The sequence below is a fragment of the Limnochorda sp. L945t genome (assembly GCF_035593305.1).
GTDB classification, from domain to species: Bacteria; Bacillota; Limnochordia; order Limnochordales; family Geochordaceae; genus Carboxydichorda; species Carboxydichorda subterranea.
The window spans coordinates 179,385-195,933 of the sequence record NZ_CP141615.1; the positions used below are offsets into that span (position 1 = coordinate 179,385).

Annotated in this window: 11 protein-coding genes; 4 read left to right on the plus strand and 7 right to left on the minus strand. The window is 69.6% G+C overall.

The genetic code is table 11. The annotated features are described in order from the left end of the window. Nucleotides 1-27 precede the first annotated feature (27 nt). The 4 genes from U7230_RS00790 to U7230_RS00805 are packed head-to-tail and all read left to right on the plus strand — an operon-like array spanning nt 28 to nt 5,310. Nucleotides 28-1,326 (plus strand): ABC transporter substrate-binding protein, encoded by a 1,299-nt coding sequence (locus tag U7230_RS00790; protein WP_324716858.1) that lies wholly within the window; start codon nt 28-30, stop codon nt 1,324-1,326. Further along, entirely contained in the window at nt 1,323-3,515 is a 2,193-nt protein-coding gene (locus U7230_RS00795; protein WP_324716859.1) for a beta-N-acetylhexosaminidase, read from the plus strand. Before U7230_RS00790 ends, U7230_RS00795 begins: the two co-directional genes overlap by 4 nt. Then, nucleotides 3,512-4,384 (plus strand): carbohydrate ABC transporter permease, encoded by an 873-nt coding sequence (locus U7230_RS00800; protein WP_324716860.1) that lies wholly within the window; start codon nt 3,512-3,514, stop codon nt 4,382-4,384. The genes U7230_RS00795 and U7230_RS00800 overlap by 4 nt, the downstream gene beginning before the upstream one ends. After that, nucleotides 4,381-5,310: a carbohydrate ABC transporter permease gene (locus tag U7230_RS00805; RefSeq protein WP_324716861.1), complete on the plus strand. Its 930-nt coding sequence runs from the start codon at nt 4,381-4,383 to the stop codon at nt 5,308-5,310. Before U7230_RS00800 ends, U7230_RS00805 begins: the two co-directional genes overlap by 4 nt. Before the next feature lie 84 nt (nt 5,311-5,394). Here the strand turns inward: U7230_RS00805 and U7230_RS00810 are convergent, their stop codons facing one another. The 7 genes from U7230_RS00810 to U7230_RS00840 form a co-directional block, all read right to left on the minus strand. Next, the gene (locus U7230_RS00810; protein WP_324716862.1) at nt 5,395-6,732 is read right to left on the minus strand and encodes a nickel pincer cofactor-dependent isomerase, group 22; all 1,338 of its coding nucleotides are present in this window, start codon (nt 6,730-6,732) and stop codon (nt 5,395-5,397) included. Then, nucleotides 6,729-7,706 (minus strand): phosphogluconate dehydrogenase (NAD(+)-dependent, decarboxylating), encoded by a 978-nt coding sequence (gene gnd / locus U7230_RS00815; RefSeq protein ID WP_324718151.1) that lies wholly within the window; start codon nt 7,704-7,706, stop codon nt 6,729-6,731. Before gnd ends, U7230_RS00810 begins: the two co-directional genes overlap by 4 nt. After that, complete coding sequence (locus U7230_RS00820; RefSeq protein ID WP_324716863.1) at nt 7,660-8,382, minus strand: GntR family transcriptional regulator; 723 nt, start codon at nt 8,380-8,382, stop codon at nt 7,660-7,662. Before U7230_RS00820 ends, gnd begins: the two co-directional genes overlap by 47 nt. A gap of 105 nt (nt 8,383-8,487) precedes the next feature. Next, a complete protein-coding gene (ppc, locus tag U7230_RS00825; protein ID WP_324716864.1) occupies nt 8,488-11,478 on the minus strand; it encodes a phosphoenolpyruvate carboxylase in 2,991 nt (996 codons plus the stop codon). A 188-nt stretch (nt 11,479-11,666) separates the two neighbouring features. Continuing rightward, nucleotides 11,667-13,457, minus strand: coding sequence for a M28 family metallopeptidase (locus tag U7230_RS00830; protein WP_324716865.1), 1,791 nt, complete (start codon nt 13,455-13,457; stop codon nt 11,667-11,669). A gap of 1 nt (nt 13,458) precedes the next feature. After that, nucleotides 13,459-14,898, minus strand: coding sequence for a M20/M25/M40 family metallo-hydrolase (locus U7230_RS00835; protein ID WP_324716866.1), 1,440 nt, complete (start codon nt 14,896-14,898; stop codon nt 13,459-13,461). Between the two features lie 13 nt (nt 14,899-14,911). Next, a complete protein-coding gene (locus tag U7230_RS00840; protein ID WP_324716867.1) occupies nt 14,912-16,516 on the minus strand; it encodes an ABC transporter substrate-binding protein in 1,605 nt (534 codons plus the stop codon). Nucleotides 16,517-16,549: the final 33 nt, after the last annotated feature.

Genomic DNA, 16,549 nt, shown 5'->3' on the forward strand with positions numbered 1-16,549 from the left:
AGGCCAGTCAGGGGGGAGATCGGCACCATGAGGCAACGGACAGGGCCGGGCGGTAAGCTTGCACGGGTGGCGGTCGGGGCGATCGCGGCGGTGGCGCTGGCGGGCGCCTGGCCGGCCGCCGGCGGGGCGCTTCCCGCCGCTCGTGCCGGCGCCGCGCGCCAGATCGAGTTTTGGACCATCTCGCTCAGCCCGTTTTTCGACAACGAGATGCGGCAGCTGGCCTCTGAGTTCGAGGCATCGCATCCCGGCGTCCAGGTCAAGTGGACGGACGTGCCCATCCAGGCGATTCAGCAGAAGCTGCTGTCGGCCATCGCGGCCGGCACCGCTCCGGACGTCGTCAACTTGAACTCGGACACCGCCGTGCAGCTGTACCAGCAGGGGGCCCTCCTGGATCTGGGCAAGTACGCGCCCAAACAGGCATGGAGCGTCTACTTCCCCAGGGCTCTGGCGACGTTCAAGGACGGCGACGTCATCTACGGCGCGCCGTGGTACTGGGCACCCAAGGTCATGGCGTACAACGTGGAGATTTTCCGGAAGGCAGGGCTCGACCCGGAGCGCCCTCCTACCACCGTGGAGGGCATGATAGAGGCAGCCAAACGCATCAAGGACAAGACCGGGCTGTACGGCTTCATGCCCAACATCAACGGGGTCAACTTCCTCTTCGTCTTCCAGGAGGCGGGACTTCCCGTCCTGGACGAAAACGGTAGCCGGGCGCTGTTCAACTCGCCGGAGCACGTGAAGCTGGTGGAGCAGTACGCGGACCTGTTCAAGCAGGATTACATCCCGGAAGATACCATGCGCCGGGGTTATCTCGGAGCCACGGAGCTGTACACCGCAGGGCGGCTCGGGATGCTCCTGACGGGGCCGCAGTTCTTGATCCGGGTGCAGAAGGACAACCCGGCCATCTACGAGTCGACCCGGGCGGCCGCCTACCCGCTCGACAAGGGCCGGGTGATTCATACCCCGCTCATGGGGTTCTCGGTGCCGGTCAACACCCGCAACAAGGAGCTGGCGGTGGAGTTCGCGCTGTTCGCCACCGATGACGCCCACCAGCTGGCGTTCGCGAAGGCGTCCAACACGTTCCCGAGCACCATCAAGGCCGCCAGGGATTCGTTCTTCACCAAGGGCGGCCCGACCGCTGCCGACCAGGCCCGGGTGGCGGACGCGGCTCAGCTGCAGTACGCCCAGGACCTGACGGTGCACGTGCCCAACGCCTCCAAGCTGTTCAAGGCGTTCAAGGACAACGTGGAGGCCGCCTTCTTCGGCGGAAAGCCGGTGAAGCAAGCCCTCGACGAGATCGTCCGCATATGGAACGCCGAGTTGTGAGGCGACTGGCCGCAGTGGCGCTGGTAGGGGCCGGTGCCGCCCTGGCGTGGGCGAACCTCAGCCTGGTTGCCGCGCCGGCGCCGGCTCCGGCGGCGCTGATCCCGGAGGCGGCAGCGTTCGATGCGGCGCCATCCGATGAGGATCAGCCCCTGCTCGTGCCGGCGCCGCGGCAGGCGCAATTCCCACGGGGGAGCCTGGGGCTCCGCGATGCCCGTATCCGGGTAGCGGGGGAAGGGGCCCGCTTGCAAGAAGCGGCCCGGATCGTGCAGGCGGAAGTGGCGCGGCGCTTCGGGTTCGAGCTGCCCGTGACCACCTCGCCGGATGGCCGCCGGGGGCCGGAGATCATCCTCGGGACGCGGGAGCATCCCGATCTGGCGGAGAGGATCAAGGCCTCGGGCTTGGAAGCGGACCGGCCCGAGGGGTACGCGCTCGCGGTGGATGAGCATGGCGCATGGGTCGCCGGGGCCGACGAGGCGGGAGCGTACTGGGGCGCGCAGACGCTGCGCCAGCTCCTGGTCCGTTCGCAGCAAGGGCCGGCCCTGCGGTTCGCCCGTATCGCGGACTGGCCGGCGTTTGCCTTCCGGGGCGCCATGATCTACCTGGATGCCTTCTCTCACCCCATCAACGACCGCCTGCTCGAGATGCTGGCCGCCTACAAGTTCAATGCCGTCCTGGTCATGGCGGACTACGTGAAGTGGGAGTCGACGCGGGACGTCTGGCACCCCCTCGGTGCGAGCAAGGACGAGGCGAGACGGGTGGCGACCCTGGCCCGGCAGCTCGGGCTGGAGCCCATCCCGCTCATCGAGCTGTTGGGGCATGCCCAGTGGCTTTTCTACGGCGGCAAGAACCGGGACCTGCTGCACGACCCCGCCTGTCCCGAGCCGTTCGCCTACGACCCCCTCAACCCTCGCACGTACGAGGTCGTGCTGCCGGTACTGGACGAGGCGGTGGAGGCGTTCGGGGCCCGGTGGGTGCACATCGGACACGACGAGGTGCGCAGCGTTTGCCGCTTTCCCGCCACGGACGAGGCGAGGGCCGTCGGCTTCGACCGGCTTTTCGTGCAGGACGTCTTGCGCCTGTATCGCCACCTGAAAGCACGGGGCGTCGGCGTCATAATGTGGCAGGACGCGGCCTTCTCGGACGCGGCGCCGGAGATCGTGCCGCAGCTCCCCAAGGACATCGTGATCACCGACTGGCACTACCTGCCGGGGGACGATTTCGTCTCGGTGCGGCAGATACGGCAGGCGGGTTTCCGGGTCATCGGGGCGACGTGGTCCCAGCCGGGCAACGCCGAGAGCTTTGCCCGCAGCGCGCTGCAGGACGGCGCCATGGGGATGATCCAGACCCGCTGGACCGGGCAATGGGGCAACCGTACGGTGCTCGACGGCAACGCCGAGCAGGCCGTGGCGTACGTTCGGGCGGCGGCGAGCTTCTGGAACCCCGACGCTGTCATCCCCGACGACGTGGCGACCCGGCTTTACGCGGACGCGTGGGCGCCGGCGCCGTACCGGCCCATCCGGGGGCACCTCGTCGATCTGAGCCCGTTTGCCACGCGCAGCCTCATCGATCCCGACGGGAGCGGCTGGCTGGGCAAGGGGCCCGAGTACGACTGGTCGGCGCTCGTGGCAGGGCGGGACGCACAGGCCGCAGGGGCGGCAGGGCAGGCGCAGCCGAAGGGCCGGACGGTGAAGCTCGGCCCGTACCGGTTTGACCTGAGCGGGGCGGTCATGGTGCGCACGGAGCGGGGGGTAGCCCGTCAGCTGCCGGGGGCCGTCACCATCCCCCTCCATGCCCGGGCAGCGGCTGTGGCCGTGCTGCACACGTTAGGGTGGGGAGCGCCGGGCCCCGGGCAGGTGGTCGGAAGCTACGTCCTGCGCTACGAGGACGGAAGCCGGTTGACGGTGCCACTGCGCTACGGGCGGGAGATCGCGGCCTGGACCGACCTCCCCGTGGAGTCGCTGCGCCGCTACCCGGCCTGGCGGGGCAAGACCGCAGGCGGCCTCGAGATCGGGGCCGACGTACTGGTCATTCCCAATCCCTACCCGTCCCGCACCATCGCCTCGCTGACGGTGGAGGGCGCAAGCCGCTGGACGAGCCCGGCGGTGCTGGGCATGACGTTGCTCGATGAGGTGCCGCCCCTCCCGCCTACCGGCGCGGCGGGCCGAGAGGGCGGTGTCCGGGAGCCGTGAGGTCTCAGCTTCGCACGACGCTCATCGCCTATGCGTTCTTGCTGCCGGCCCTGGTGTTGATGGGGGTTTACACCTTCTGGCCCATGGCGTTCGGCACCTATCTGGGGTTCGCCCGGTACAACGTCATCACGCCGCCCCAGTGGGTCGGGCTCGACAACTTCCGGGAGCTCGCAGGAGAAACGGACTTCTGGACCGGGCTCTCCAACTCGCTGCGGTACGTGCTGGTGGTGCCGATCATCCAGCTGGCGGCCATCGGGGCGGCGGTGCTCGTCAACCGGAGACTGCCCGGCATCGCTCTCTTCCGCGCCGCCTACTACGTGCCGGTCGTGACCAGCTTCGCCGTGGTCGGCATCATGTGGGGCTGGATGTACGACCAGTACGGGCCGGTTAACTGGGTGCTGAGGGGCCTGGGGCTGCTCGACCGCCCGGTCAACTTCCTCAACCGGCCGGCGGTGGCGTTGTACGCGGTCATGTTCGTCACGCTGTGGAAAGGCTTCGGCTATTACATGGTGCTGTACCTGGCCGGGCTCCAGTCCATCGACCGCACCTACGAGGAGGCGGCCCTCATCGACGGAGCGGGGCGGTGGACGGTCTTCTGGCGCATCACGCTGCCGCTCTTGCGACCCGTCATCCTGTTGTGTAGCCTGCTCTCCACCATCAGCGCCATCAAGGTCTTCGAGGAGATCTTCGTCATGACCGGCGGCGGGCCGGCGGGCTCCACGTACACCGCCATGTACTACATCTACTCCAAAGCCTTCCAGGACTTCCGCTACGGCGAGGCGGCCGCGGCCAGCCTCGTGCTGGCCGTCGTGAGCTTGCTCTTCAGCCTGCTCAACTTCCGCTACGTGCGAGGGGGGCAGGTCGCGTGAGGGGCGACGGGCCGGCCGCGCAGGGGCGGGCAGGGGCGGCTGCGGCGGCGATGGGGGCGGCCCGGGCCACCACGCGGGCGTCCCTGGTCGCCCGGGGTATGCGCCACGCCGAAGCGCTGCTCGTCTACGTCGTGCTGGTCGCCGTCGCCATCACGACCATTTACCCGTTCGTCTGGACCGTGGTCACGAGCTTCGAGAGCACCGGCGCGGTCTTCCAGTTCCCCCCGCCGCTCTGGCCCCGGCAGCCGACCCTGCGCAACTACCGCACCGTGGTCGAAACGGTGCCCCTGCTCCGGTACCTCCTCAACAGCGTCGTCATCACGGCCGGCGGCGTGCTCGGGAGCCTGGTGGTGGCTGCGCTGGCCGGTTACCCGCTGGCGAAGCTGCGCTTCGCCGGGCGCAACCTGGTTTTCGGCGCCATCGTCGCCACCCTCATCCTGCCCAACGAGGCGGGACTCATCGTCAACTACATCACCACCATCAAGCTGGGGCTGCTGCATACCGGAGCCGGCCAGTACGCCGCCGTCGTCCTGCCGAGCCTGGCCTCTACCGTGGGCATCTTCTTGATGCGCCAGGCGTACCTGGCCGTCCCGGATGAGCTCCTGGAGGCGGCCCGGGTGGACGGCGCGACGGAGCTCGGCATCTGGTGGCGCATCATGGTGCCGCTGGCCGCCCCGTCGGTTGCCGCCTTTGCCATCCTGCAGTTCGTCGCCTTCTGGAACTCCTTCCTTTGGCCCATCATCGTCCTCACCGACAAGAGCTACTACCCGCTCGCCTCCGGACTGCTCGACCTGCAGGGACAGTTCGCCACCAACACCCGGGCCATCGCCTCGGGTACCGTCATCGCCATGGTACCCATCCTCGCGGTCTTCGTGGCGGGCCAGCGCTTCTTCATGCGGGGGCTCGAAGGCGCCGTGAAGCAGTGAGGGGTCGCGGGGCCGGTCGCCGGGGACGCCCAACAGGGTATGGGCCACGCTTCGTCTCCCCTTTCCCGGACCGGGGGACCGGCCTCAAAGGGCCAGGGGCGCCGGCTCCGACAAGGGCTCCCCCGTGCCCCGGCCGGCGAGCTCCTCCCAAACCGGCTCCGATACCCAGATCCGCTCCAGCTCCAACGTGTTGCGGATGCGGATGACCCGGGCCTGTTCTGGCGTGACGCCGTTGAGGGTCCGAAGGGCGAGCGAGACGGCCTCTTCCGGGCCGGGCATCACCACGGGAATTCGCCCACCTGCCAGGAGCGTCGAGGTGGCGAGGTTGGTGTACGTGGCGGCGAAGTCGATGGCGTCCAGCACCTGCTGCGTGGTCACGTCCGCCATGCCGATGCCCGAGGCGTTGCCGTGGGTCTTGGCGGTGAGGCCGAGGACCACGATCTTCTGGACGTGGGGCCCGCCGTGCATGGTGGGCTCGGCGTAGCGGCCCGTCACGTTGGGGTCCATCCCGTCGCCGCTGATCTCCTTGCCGATCTCGTCCACGATCAACAGGTCGAGCCGGTCGACCGGCAGCCGCCCCATCTGCCGCCGGGCCATGGCCAGGAGCTCCGGCTCCCGCTGGAGAATGGCGGCAGCCGGGATGGCCTCCAGGTGAGCGATCTCCTGATATGCGTTTTCCACGATGGCAAGCCCGCCGAGGATGGGCGCCTGCTGCAGAGCCAGGCGGGCCGCCCGAGGGATGAGCTCGGCGAAACGGGGAAACCCGTGCGCGTGCAGGGCGGTGGCCCCCTGATGCTTGCCGAGCCCGATGGCGATCATCTTGGCCAGGCCGCTTTCGATGGGGCCGCGGAAGCACGTGTGAGGCTTGACGCGGTTGACGACCAGGACGCCGTCCGCCTCGAAAGCCGCCCGGTCGAAGCAGATGGGCGTACCGTCCTCCAGATGGCCGAGGGTCATGACCTCCATGGAGGAGACCACGGGGCACCCCATGTGCTCTTCGTCGATGCCGAGCTCGGCGAGGATGCGCCGCTGGCCCTCCGGCGTCGCTCCTCCGTGGCTACCCATGGCCGGCACGATGAAAGGAGCGGCGCCACGCCGGCGTACCTCCTGCACGGCCGCCCCGATGATCTCGGCGAGATGGGCAATGCCGCGGCTTCCGGCGGCAATGGCGATGCGCCGGCCCGGCCGAACGGCTTGGGCGATGCCGGAACGGTCCAGCTCGCGGCGCACCGTCCCGGGCAGGTCCCGGACGTGCGACGCATCGAACCGCTGCCGCACCCAGCGGCCCACCGGCATCGGCACCCGGATGCCGCCCGGCATCAGGCCCTGCACGGCGCCCGGCTCCAGCAGCACCCGGCGGGGACGCCGGCCGGCGCCGGCCAGCTCGAAGCCCCCGGCGGCCCCACCGCAGCCCACGCTCATCGCTCTCCTCCTGCGCCCTGCCTCACCGGCGTGACGGAGTGCCCGCCGAACTCCCGGCGCAACGCCGCCACCACTTTGGCGGCCACGGACTCCTCCTGCCGCGACCGCAGCCGCATGGCGTAGGCGGACGCCAGGGTGGAGAAGGGGACGCCCCGCTTCCACGCCTCCTGGATGGCCCACCCTCCGGTCTCTCCGCCCCCGACGACGCCCCGCAGGCCCTCGAGGCGCGGGTCTTTCGCCAGAGCCCGCGCCAGCAGCTCCATCAACCATCCCCGCACGACGCTGCCGTGCGTCCAGAGAACGGCCACCTGGTGCAGGTCGAGGGCGTACGGCGCCGCCGAGAGGAGCTCGAACCCCTCGCCGATGGCCTGGAGCATCCCGTACTCCACGGCGTTGTGCACCATCTTGACGAAGTGGCCGGCTCCCGGCGGGCCGACGTGGGCAAGCCCTCCCGGGGCGGCCAGAGCCCGCAGCAGGGGGAAGGCGACCTCCACCGCCTCCGGTTCACCGCCGACCATGAGGCACAGACCCTGCTCGGCACCCTCCACTCCGCCGCTCGACCCGCAATCCACCAACCAGGCACCGGCCCGCTCGCGCAGCTCCCGGGCGCGCCGGCGAGAGTCTTCGTAGAACGAGTTGCCTCCGTCGACCACCACGTCGCCGGGCTCCAGGAGCGCCTGGATGCCGTGGGACGGGTCGAACAACGTCCGGTCGACCGGCTCCCCGGCCGGCACCATGAGCCAGATCCGCCTGGGAGGCCGGAGGCTCGCCACCACGTCGCGCGCCGACTGCGCCACGTGCACACCGGCCTTCGCGGCCTCCCGGCAAGCAGGAGCGGCGAGGTCCCATCCCACCACCCGCCAGCCCGCTCCGAGAAGACGCCGGGCGACCCCGAGGCCCATGCGCCCGAGGCCGATGAGCCCCGCCTCAAGAGGGGGCTCGCCGGCGCCTGCCCTGCCACTCGACGCGGTCATCACGGTCGTCCCTCCTGGTGCCGTCGGTCGAAGCGATGCGGGCTCGCGCGTCTTGCAGGATCACGGCCTTGACGTTGTCGATGTGCTTGGCCAACAGCCGCGTGGCCTGCTCCCGATCCCCGGCCCGCATGGCGCGGACGATGGCCAGGTGCTCGTGGAGCGCCTCCACCGGGCGCACGTTGAGATGGCGCATGATGTCGACGAACACGTAGATGCGCTCGGCCAGCTCCTGCAAACGGCGGTTGCCCGATCGGGCGATCAGGCGCATGTGGAAGCGCCGGTCGATCCGGTCGAACGTCTCCTGCCTCCGCCGGTCGGGAAGGGCCAGCGTCTGCTCGAGCTCTTGCTCCATCGCCTCCAGCTCACCGGGCTCGAACCGCCCGAAGGCCCGGTCCAGCGCGTAGAGCTCGATCATCTTGCGGACGTCGGCGATCTCCTCGACGTCTTGCGGCGTCAGCTGCACCACGAAGTAGCCGACGCGCGGCGACAGCTGCACGAGCCCCTCCTCCACCAGCCAGTTGAGCGCGTCTCGCACGGGGGTACGGCTGACTCCGAACCGTCGCGCCATCGCGTCGACCGCGATGCGAGCGCCCGGGGCGAGCCGCAGGTCGACGATATCCTCCCGTAGCACGTCGTGGATCTGGCTGACGAGGCTCTTGTTGACCACGTGCTTCATACCAGAAACCCGTATGTGATATATCACACTTCTCCGGGATTTGCAAGCGCTCTCAAGCATCTCCGAAGCCATCTGCCGGGACGTCCCGGCCGCACGGCGGCCCGCTCAGCCGGTATTGCGCAGGCCTGCCGCGATGCCGTTGATGGTGACCAGGATCCCGAAAAGGAGATCCTCATGGCCCTGGCGGCGGGGTCCCGGCGACCGCCAGCGCTCCAGGAACATGACCTGCAGGTAGCTGAGGGCGTCCACGTAGGGGTTGCGCAGCCGGATAGAGTCGCGCAGGTGGGGTTCCCGTTCGAGGAGATCCTGCTGCCGGGTGATGCGCAGGACCCACTCCCGGGTGCGCCGGTACTCCGACTCGATGCGTCCGAAGACGCCGGCGGCGCCGGGCCCGGCCAGGGCCGCGTAGCGGGCGGCGATTCGCATGTCGGCCTTGGCCAGAGCCATCTGCAAGTTGTCCACGAGGGCGCGGAAAAAGGGCCACCGTTCGTACATCTCGGTGAGGCTCTCGACGCCCTCCTCCTGGATCATCGTCTCGAAAGCCGTGCCGGTGCCGTACCAGGCCGGGAGCAGGTGGCGGCTCTGGTTCCACGCGAAGACCCAGGGGATCGCCCGTAGTTCCTCGAAGCGCTGGCCGACGCCCCGTGACTCGGGCCGCGAGCCGATGTTGAGGCGTCCGATGTGTTCGATGGGAGTGGCGGCGAAGAAGTAGCGCAATCCAGCCTGGCCGTCACCGAACAGGAGTTCGCGGTACGCCTCCAGGGATCGTTGCGCCATGCGCTCCATGAGCGCGTGCCAGCGCCGGGCGGGCGGCTCGTCGCCGGCTCCTCCGTCCGGCCGGCCCCTGTCGGCGAGGGCTTTGTGGGCGGCCGCCCAGACGACCTGCTCGAGGCTGCGTAGGGCCAGATCGGGGATGAGATAGCGTTCCGACAAGACTTCGCCCTGCTCGGTCAGCTTGATCCCGCACAGGGTCGCGCCGGGAGGCAGGGCAAGGATGGCCCGGGTCGTGGGCCCTCCGCCTCGTCCCAGGGTACCCCCTCGCCCGTGGAAAAAACGGATCCGGATGCGGGCAGGGCCGGCGATGCGGAGCATCTCCTGCTGGGCGCGGTAGAGGGCCCAGTTGGCTGCCAGGTAGCCGCCGTCCTTGCTCGAGTCAGAATAGCCCAGCATCACTTCCAAGAGCCCGCCCCACGCCTCCAGGTACGGCCGCATGGCCGGAAGGGATGCCAGCGAATGCACGATGGCGGCGGAGCGCCCGAGGTCCTCGATGGTCTCGACGATGGGCACGACCCGCAGCGGCGACCAGCGCTCGTCCGGGCCGATCCGGTGGGCACCCGTCCACTCGGCCAGCAGCAGCACCTCCAGTACGTCGCTGGGGCGGTGGACCATGCTCACCAGGTAAGTGTCGATGGAGCCAGGCCCTATCTCCCGGCGGGCCGCTCGGATGGCGTGGAAGGTGCGGAGCACCTCCTGGGCGACCGGGCTGAGGGCGTCCCGGTCGATCGAGGGGCCCGTCCAGGGACCCGGCGTCTTGCGTGCGAGCTGGCCGAGCAAGCGAACCAGCACCCTCTGCCGGGCTTGCTCGTCGAGACCCTCGTACACCGGCTCGATGCCGGCGCGATCCAGGATCTCCGCCACGGTCTGCGCGTGCACGTCGCTGTGCTGGCGCACCTCGATGGGCGCGAGATGGAAGCCGAACGCCTCCACCTGCCGGATGAGGCGCCCGAGGCTGCCGAGGGCGATCGTCTCCCCCCGCCCCGCCAGCAGGCTCCGCTCCAGCAGGCGCAAGTCCTCGAGCAACTCGGCCGCCGAACGGTAGCGCCCCTCCTGCCCCGGGGGCGCGGGCTCCAGAGAGGGCCAGCGCCTCTGCAACTCCAGGTTGTGCCGGCGCAGCAGTTCGAGGCGCCAGTACATGACGGCCAGCTTGCGCCGGTACGGCTCGTCGTCGTTCCACCGGATGAAGCCGAGCGGCTGCGGAGCGTAGCGGGCTTCGTCTTCCTCGACCGAGCGCAACAGCTCCCGCGAGACCGGCGTCAGGCGGCTGCTCTGCCCGAACCGGGCCATCAAGCCCCGGACGGCGTGCATGTACCGCCGGACCGCCAGATCCCGTTGACGGCAGGCGGCCTCCCACGTGACGGCGGCGGTGACCGAGGGGTTGCCGTCCCTGTCGCCCCCAACCCAGCTGCGCAGCTGCACCAGAGGTCCCGGCAGCCGGCGCCCCGAAGCCCGCAAGCGCCGGATGTCAGGGAACGCCAGCGCCAGCTCGCGTTCCAGGGACTCGAAGAGACGGGGAAGGGCGTCGAAAAGGGTGCCATCGAAGAAGAAGAGAACGCGGCGCAGTTCGTCCATGGGGTCGGGCCGGCGCGAGCGAACCTCGCTGGTCTGCCAGAGCAGGGTGAGCAGCTCGTGGACGCGTTCGCGGATCTCTTCTTGCTGGGCGAGGTCGCCGCTTGCCCGCTCCCGGAGTTCCAGCAGCTCGTAGAGGTCGCGCAGGATGCCCAGCACCGTGCGGCGGGAAGCCTCGGTCGGGTGGGCGGTCCACACCAGCTGGATCTCCAGGGAGCCCAGCAGCTCCAGCACCTGGGCCGAATCGAGGCCTCGCTCCTTGAGCTCGGCGACCAGGGCCGGCAGCGAGGCGGGCTGCGGGCGGTCGTGGTCCTGCCGGTAGGCGCGGCGCCGCCGTACGCGGTGGTGCTGTTCTGCCAGGTTGGTGACGAGGAAGTACAGCCCGAAAGCCCGCGCCACCTGCACCGCCAGATCGTCGGGCAGGCCCGCGAGAAAAGACGTCAGGCTACGGTCGAGCTCGGGGTCCCACGCCTCTCGCAGGCGCCGGGTGGCGAGCCGCACCCGCTCGACGGCCTCGAGGAGCCGGGAACCCCCTTGCTCGCGAAGGACCTCCCCGAGCAGCTCGCCCAGCCAGTGTACCTCCTGCCGCAGCGGCCGGAAGCGCTCGCCGGCGAAGGGGGGAGCGGGGAGAGCAGGGGCAGGGCCGGCCGGCGCCGGCGCGCCCCTCCGGCCGTCCGGGGCGGAAAGGAGGCCGTCCGCCGCCGGGGGCACGCTCCTGCCAGCATCCGGATACGTGAGCTCGTCGGCCACCTCGCACCCTCCCCGACCCGTGCGGCGCTTTCTCCCATTGTTACCGGCGCAAGGGAACGACGCAAGGGGAGGGGACGGCGAGGGGCGGAGAGGCCGGCAAGTCGAGCCGTCCGGGCCTCGTACCCGGGAACGGCTGACGGCGCCCCGGCGCCCCTCACGGGCCGATCCTCCGGGCGGGCCTGGCAGCGTCAGCGCCGTGCGGCCAGCTGCTGCGCGACCTGCCTGGCGCGGTGGAGCTCGTAGACCACCCGGTTGCGCCCGCGCACCAGGGAGTTGGAGGCGAACCATGCCTCGAGGCTTCCGTCGGGCCACGCGCTCAGCCGCTCGGCGAAAGCCAGGTCGGGCAAGGGAGGCACCTGCAGTGCCGGATCCTGGCGGAACCGACCTTCCCGGGCGAAGTGCAGGGGCACCAGGATGCGGCTCAGCTCCACCAGGGCGCGGTTGATCTCGCGTAGGGCCGGGGCGTCGTCGGCGGCGGCGGGGCCGGCCGCACCGGCAGCCATCTCTTCCACGGGGACGAGCGCCAGATCCAGTTCCTGGAGTGCCCGGAGCACGGGCTCCAGGTCGACACGGCCTTCGGAGAGCGCGGCGTAGCGGCGTGCCGCCTCGTGCATGTCGGCGACCATCGCCCGGAAACGCAGAGGCAGCACCGGCACCGTCGCAAGCCGCCAGGTGGCCAGGGCGTACACCCGGGTGTCACGCTGCAAGAGCCGGCGATCCGCCACCTCGAGGGTGTCCGCCTCCGTGTGCCACTCGATGTTGCCCCCGCAACCGCCCACGCCGTAGTAGCCTTTGGCCTCCCGGAGCTCGTCGGGCATGGTCGAGGAGAGCATGAACGCGCCGCTGATGCCCAGGTTTTGAAACGAGTAGTCGCCCGCCCGGGGCGGCCGGCCGCCGCGAGCCTCCTGCCCGGCCCCATCCCGGATCACGTCCCGGACGAACGCCTCCAGCTCCGGCGTCCAGCACAGGTCGTCGAAGCGCTCCGCCCACCGGCATCCCGGCGAGTCACAGTTGAGATGGGCCACGCAGTGTTCGGCGAGGTCGACGCCGAAGGTGTCGGCGTACCACGTCGAGCCGGCGTAGCGGCCCTGGGAGTGGCCGGGCCACCAGGCCACCCGGACACTGCGGCGCAACTTCTGGCGGTGTTTCCAGAGCGCCAGGGCCACCTCCAGGAGAGCCCCGTCGCCCACGGCGTTGTCGCCGACTCCGACGTGCCAGGCGTCGAGGTGCCCGTGGAGCAGCACGAATGCGTCCGGCTCCACGGCGCCGGGGATGGTCGCCACGACCACGGGGCACGGATAGAGCCCCTCCTCGAGGTGGGTTTCGACGGTGGCGATCCCGCCCGCGCGGGCTCGCTCGATGAGTCGCTGCCCGTCGAAGCGGTTGACCGCGGCCACGGCCAGGGCCGGCCTGCGGTGCTGGTTGTCCAGGTCCGGCGCGCCCCAAATCGGGGTGCAGATGGCCTCGTGGATCCGCTCGCCCGGGTTGACGAAGATGGCCGCAACGGCGCCCCTGGCCTGGAGGTCCGTCACCTTTTGCGGCAACGGCAACCCCTCGGTGATCGCTACCGCGCCCTCGAGGTCGCGCTCGCCGCCGTGCCCCGACAGGCCCGACTCGAAGAGGTCGCCGCTGCCCCGGGCGAAGCCCGAGGGCACGTAGACGAGCCGCCCGCTGCGGCCGGCCGGCCCGGTCGAAACGGAGAAGGAGGGAGTCTTGCCCCTGACGCGCACGTCGCCCGCCCGGATCTCTGCGCCCCGGGGCAAGCTCAAGTACAGCCGGGGAGTGTGCACTTCAACGGGCACCCCGTACGCGCGCAGGCGCTCGACGACGTAAGCGGCGGCCTGGCGTTCGTCTTCGCTTCCCGACTCCCGGCGGAGTGCCGCGAAGCGCTCCACCAGTTGCCATGCCTCGTCGCCCGTCACGTCCGCGAGCAGGAGCCTTTCATCGGCCGTGAGCGTCGTCTGCTCGGAGTGGCTCACTTCATCGCTTCCTTTCGTCCATGCGGCGGGAGAAAGCATCCATCCAGCGCACCATGGAAATCTCGAAGTCGAGAATCCCCTGGACCGTGCAGTACTCGTCCGTCGAATGCTGCCGGCCTCCGTGTCCCAACCCGCCGGTTACGTACGGGATCCCGAGCACCCGCTCGAACACGTAGTAAGGCGCTGAACCCGGGTTGAGCGGCCATATCTGGGGCGTGCGGCCCATGGTCTGGTACGTCTCGACCATGGCCTGCACGGCCGGCTCGTCGAGGCGCACCTTCGACCAGGGATAGTTGTTGAGCACCCGCATCTCGATGTCGGCGTAACCGTGCGCATCGAGGTGCCGGCGAATGGCCGCCGCCACCGCGTCGGGATCCATGCGGGGCACGGTGCGGACGTCGAGCTTGGCCAGCGCCCGGTGGGGCAGCAGCGTCTTGGTGCCTTCTTCGACGTAGCCGCCCACGAGCCCGTCGATGTTGAACTGGGGCTGGCCGAACAGCCGCTCCCACAGCGGCACGCCCCGCAAGCCCCCCTTGAATCTCCGCACGTGCTCGAACTGCATGAACGGCCGCTCGTCCATCAGCCCGCTCTCGACCTGACGGCGCAGGATCTCCCGCTCGGCCGGATCGAGGGGGGTGACCCCGTCCAAGAACCCCTCCACCTTCGGGTTTTCTTCCTCGTCGACCAGCGTCGCCAGCGCCTGCACCAGTCTCCACACCGGATTGGCCACCCAGGCGTTGTTGGAGCCGTGGATCCCTCGTTCGGTCGGACCGCCCCAGTCGCCGCCCCGGCATTCGAGTTCGAAGTAGAGGATGCCTTTGGTACCCAGCGTGAGGGAGGGCACGCCCGCCTCGTCCTGGCTGAAAAACGGGAAGAGCACGGCGTCGGCGGCCCCCAGCTCCTCGCGATGGCTTTCGACGAACGGCAGGAAGTGGCGACTGCCCATCTCCTCCTCCCCTTCGATGGCGAACAGGAGATTGACGGGCAGGCGGCCGGCCACGTGCCGGTACGCCTCCACGGCCCGGAAGAACGCCGCCAGCGGCCCCTTGGTGTTGACCGCGCCGCGGGCGATGACGGAGAGGCCCAGGCCCGGCAGGTCGCGGATCTCGGCCGCCCACGGGTCGCTCGACCAGTTGGGCTCGTCCGCGGGCATGACGTCGTACATGCCGTAGACCAGGACCGTGTGCGCGGCTTGCTGGTCCAGGCGCCCGAAGACGATGGGATGGCCCGCGGTCGGCACCACGCTCGCCGTCCCGCCCAGCCCTCGGATGAATCCGGCGACCTGCCGGGCCGTCTCCTGGATGCCTTGCCCCGTGTAGCTGACGCTGGGCGTGCGCAGGAAGGCCCGCACCTGCTCGAGGTCCTCGTCGAATCGAGCGCGCAGGTGCTGGACCACCTTCTCCACCCCGCTCGAAGGGGTAGAGGATGCGGGGACGTTCACGCGGTCGACCTCCTCACCGGCTTGCAGGGCCGTCGGCTACGTCCCACCGGGCAGCGTAAAACTCGAACGGCACGATGCCCGGGTCGGCGTTGACCAGACGCTTGCTGACGGCAGCCAGCATGTTGGGATAGTAAAGGAAGATGGCCGGCACCTTTTGCTGGAACAGCACTTGCAGCCGATCATAGAGCTCCTTGCGGCGCGCGGGGTCTTGTTCCCGGGCCGCCTGATCGATGATGGCGTCGACCTCGGGATCGGAATACCCGCCGAGGTTGTACTGCCCGCCGGTTCGAAACGTGGAGCTCACGTGATCGGGGTCGAAGGTATCGGTCCAACCGAGGAGCGCGAGATCATAGTCGTGCTTGAAAACGCGGCTCAGGAGGGTCGCGAAGTCGAGCCGCTGGATCTGCACCTGCACGCCCGCCGCCTGGAGCGTTGCCTGGATGATGCTCGCCGATTGCTCGCGCAGCGTGTTGCCCGTGGGCACCAGGAGTTGGAGAGTACGGGAGAAGTCCCACCCGGCCTCGCTGAGCAGCCGGCGCGCGCCCGCCGGGTCGTACGGGATGGGCTGGAGCGACTTGTTGATGTACGGGGTCACGGGCGAGAAAGGTCCCACGGCAGGGATCGCCTCGCCACGGTACAGCTGCTGCACCAGGAGCTTGAGATCCACTCCCCGGGCCAGGGCCTGCCGCACGCGGTCATCTTTCAAATAGGGCCGGGTGCTGTTGATCGCGATGAACTGATAGCCGAGCGACGGAGCGGTGACGGGCCGGAGGTTGGGAGCTCGCTTCACCATCTCCCAATCCTGCAAAGGCACCTCGCCGATGCCCGGGCCGGCCACGACGTCGATCTCTCCGTTGATGAGTGCCGCAGCGATCGAGGGCGCTCCGGCGATCCGGACCAGGATCCGGTCCACCCGGGCGGGTCCACGGTAATAACGGTCGTAGCGCTTCAATTCGATGTACTGGTCCTGGACGTAACGAACGAACTGGAAGGGCCCGCTGCCGACGGTTGGGTTCAACAGGGCCGGAGCGCGCGACAGTTGCTGCGGTGTCAGGCCCTTCAACAGGTGCTCCGGGATGATGAAGACCCCTGTGCCCAGCTGTTCCAGGAAGCGCGCCGGGTCGACGGCCGTTCGGGTCGTGATGGCGATGGTGTGGGGGTCGATGACCCGCACGCCCTGGATGGCGTTGCCGGTCATCTTGCCCGTTTCGTCGAGCCCCTGGATGGCCTTGATGGCGTTACCCCGGTTGGTCTGGACTCCCGGAGTGGCGATGGTGCGGATGGTGAAGGCCACGTCGGATGCGGTCACCGGCTTGCCGTCGTGCCACGTGGCCTTGGGATCCAGGTGGAACGTGTACGTGCGCCCGTCCTTGGAAATCTCCCAGGAGCGCGCCAGGCGGGGGGCGAACGTCAAGTCAGGCTCCATCTCCACCAGCGTGTCGAAGATGAAGTGGACGACGAAGTACCCGTAGCTCGAGTCCGCGTTGATGGGGCTCAAGGTGCCCGGCCCGCTCCACAGGCCGACCCGGATCACCTTCTCTGCCGAAGCCGGCAGGGGGACGGCGGCCAGGATGCCGGTCAAGAGGGTCAGGGCCAGCAACCGTGATACGCGCTGCATGACGAAACTCCAGCTCCTTTCTCGTGGATGCAC